Annotated in this window: 1 protein-coding gene; it reads right to left on the bottom strand. The window is 41.5% G+C overall.

Annotated features, from left to right (window positions below; genetic code table 11):
- The coding region (locus ACTFWY_RS17660) for a phage tail tape measure protein (RefSeq protein WP_439927341.1) at positions 1-2992 on the bottom strand (2992 nt) is incomplete at its 3' end.
- Positions 2993-3199 lie beyond the last annotated feature (207 nt).

Genomic DNA, 3199 nt, shown 5'->3' with positions numbered 1-3199 from the left:
CTTCAGAAGCAGTCCAAGCCATCTTCTCAGCATTTGCCTCAGCATTCTTTGCCAATTCAGATGATAATGTTCTTGCGTTCTCAACAATACGTTTATTGCTTTCAATTAATGCTTGTGCCGCATTGTCTGTACCATTAATCAATTGCCCATTTGCAAGAGCTACTTCATTTTGTAATTCAGGATATTTCTCTAATATAGTTGCCATTTGCTGGTCAAAACCTTGTGTTGTAGTGGCGTTTATCTCATCCCAAGCTTTCAGGTACTTTTGAGCAAACTCTCCGTCAAGATTATAACCAAGCTCTTCTAAATACTTCTCTTTTTCTTCGCGACTAGCTTTTGCATTTTGTTGCGCGGCTTGTCTTTGCTTACCGAGTGACTGTAACCATAATTTCGCTTCTTCCTCAGTCGCATTTGCTACATCACCAGTCATGGCAGAAAGAATTTTTTGTTTTTCTTTCGCTGAAACATCAAGTGTTTCGACATAAGCTTGTGTCGTATTTTTTGCGAGATCACGAATGATTTTGGCTTCACTGGCACTTATTTCTCGATTATTTTTTGAAGCATTCTTCTTAATCTCGGTGATTCTTTCAGTATTCTCTTGAACCGTCTTAAGAGCGCCCTCAGCACTTTCTTTTTCATCTGTGACCATCTGCTTTAAAGAATCACTAACGCTTTCTGGCAACTCTTTTAAAAGACTGTCCAGCCCAGTTATTTTCTTAACCAAACTATCTTCAATCGTTTGACCAATCTTTTCAAAGTTTGAAACCATCGCTTCAGAATCTGTAGAAAACCCGTCAGCCATTAAACCAAATTGTCCGGATGCTTTTTGTGTGTTCGTTTGGATTTTTGTTAATGTTTCGTCTGTGGCTGAACCCACATCTGATCCCCAACGTTTCACACGTTGACTAGAATTCCAAGCCTCTTCCCCAAACAACTTCCATGCACCATAGCCTACAGCCAACGCTCCACCTACACCGACAATGCCAAGTATTGCTGGTCCCAAAGGTCCTAAAGCAGCTGTCATTGCACCTAAACCGCCTGTTCCACTAGCAGTTGCAGCAGCACCACCGAATAACTTGAACTTAGAAGCTCCTCCGCCTAACGCAACTGATAAAGTATCCACATCTACTGCGCCGTCAGCAAACTGTTTTGTAAATTCTGCAATGGCCTTTTTCTTAGCCATTTTTGCTGAAAGATCAACAAAAGAGCCACCGAGCTTGCCAATTCCAGATGTAACTTTACCTGTAATTGATAGCAACGGACCAGCGGCAGCTGTTAAGCCTATCCATTTGATAATAGTTCGCTGAGCTTTAGGATCCATATCGCTAAATTTCTTAGCCAAATCTCCTAGGCCTTTGATTAGCGGTTTAGATGATTCTAAACCGTCACGCAATGCGTCAACAAAAGGTCCACCTAAATCAATTGCAGCATTGGTTGCTTCATTTCTCAGCATTTTCAATTTAGATTCGGTTGTTTCATATCTTTTACCTGCTTCTTCAGCAAGAGCGTTATTTTTGCCAAACGCTTTGTTACCCATTTCGACTGCGCCAGAGAAAACATCAGAAGCATTCGCCGCACGTAATAGACTGTCACGAAGTCGCACTTCTTTAATATCCATGTCGTCTAAGACTTTGATAGCAGAAGTACCATTTTTTTCAGCCTTACCAAGTCCCTCAACAAATTTCATGATTGCCGTGCTGGGATCATCTTTGAACATCTTCGAAAACTGCTCACTTGTTAACCCAGCAACATCAGCAAATTGTTCCAATGAAGTTTTGGATTTATCAGCTTCTTTGTACATCTTCTTCAATTCAGACGATGTGAAGCCCATCTCTTTAGAAACACCAGTTAATTCTTTGCCACCATTACGAACAGCAGAAACTAGACGTTCCCATGAAACACCTTGGTCCTCAGCGTGACCTTTTAGCTCTTCAAAAGCTCCGGATCCTTTTTCTACAGCTAACTGCATTTGAACCATTACTTTAGAAAAAGCGGATCCACCTGCTTCTGCTTCAACACCAACGGAACTCAAGGCTGCCGCAAAGCCTAAGATGTCACCTTCTGACATCCCAATCTGTGCTCCAGCACCAGCTAAACGTAATGCCATTGCAGATATCTCTGATTCAGTTGTAGCAAAGTTATTACCCAAATCTACTAATGCAGATCCTAAATTAGAGAACTTGTCCTGTGACATTTGAGTAATATTTGCAAAACGAGCCAACTCAGTAGCAGCTGTTTCAGCACTCATGTTTGTTGACTCACCTAAATCGATCATTACTTTAGTAAATGCCGAAACATTTTCTGTTTGAATCCCCAATTGCCCTGCTGCTTCAGCAACATTTGCAATCTCAGTATGTGTTGCTGGTAATTCATTTGCCATACTGCGTAAACTAGATTCTAAATCGTCATAACTGTAAACAACCTTACCGTTAGAATCCACAACCTCATCGGTTGTTTTCTTTACACCAGCAAATGCGGATTCCCAATCAATAGCTGCTTTTGTTACCACCGTTGCCAATCCTGCAATCGGTACAGTCAATCCTTTAGTCATTGCTGATCCAACCGACTGCATACGATCACCATGCTTGACCATTTCAGCACTAACTTTGGCTATTTGACCAGTGACACCAGTAGTTCGCACTTGTAGTTCAGCCATCTGCCCGGCAGTATTAATCAATTGCTGTTTATAGTTAGCTAGTTTTCCATTTGCATCTTGCAATTGGGCTGCTAACCGCTTTGTGGAATCGGTGGCTTTCCCATCGACAAAAGACTCATCATAAGCTTTCTTGAGTGAGGCAACTTGTTTTTCTTGTGCGCCAATTATTTTCGTCAAACCATCGTAACGAGTCCCTAGTTTCCCTAGCTGATTTCCAGCCATATCAGCGATCTTCATGTTTGCTTGCATTTCTTTTGCAAGATAGGTGACTTGTTTCTTTGCATTCTGGACTCCACGTCCAAAGTCCGCATCGTCAAGTCCTAGCTTAATGACCATATTACCTAATGGTGTAGCAGCACCGCTCAAATTAGTTACCTCCTCTCATATTTTTGATCAATTCGCTCATCGGACGTATCTCTTTTCGTTTTTTCGTTTTTTTCTTTTTTGATTCTGAACTCAGCAGAATCTCGTCTACGTCCAAACACTCAGTGTCCATTAGATTTTTGATTGTCATGGACGGCATAGCGGAAATTACATCACGAA

The sequence above is a fragment of the Enterococcus sp. 125944 genome (assembly GCF_051909435.1).
Taxonomy (GTDB): domain Bacteria; phylum Bacillota; class Bacilli; order Lactobacillales; family Enterococcaceae; genus Enterococcus_D; species Enterococcus_D gallinarum.
Note: the sequence above shows the minus strand (reverse complement) of the source record. Positions and strands in the feature narration are given on the sequence as shown.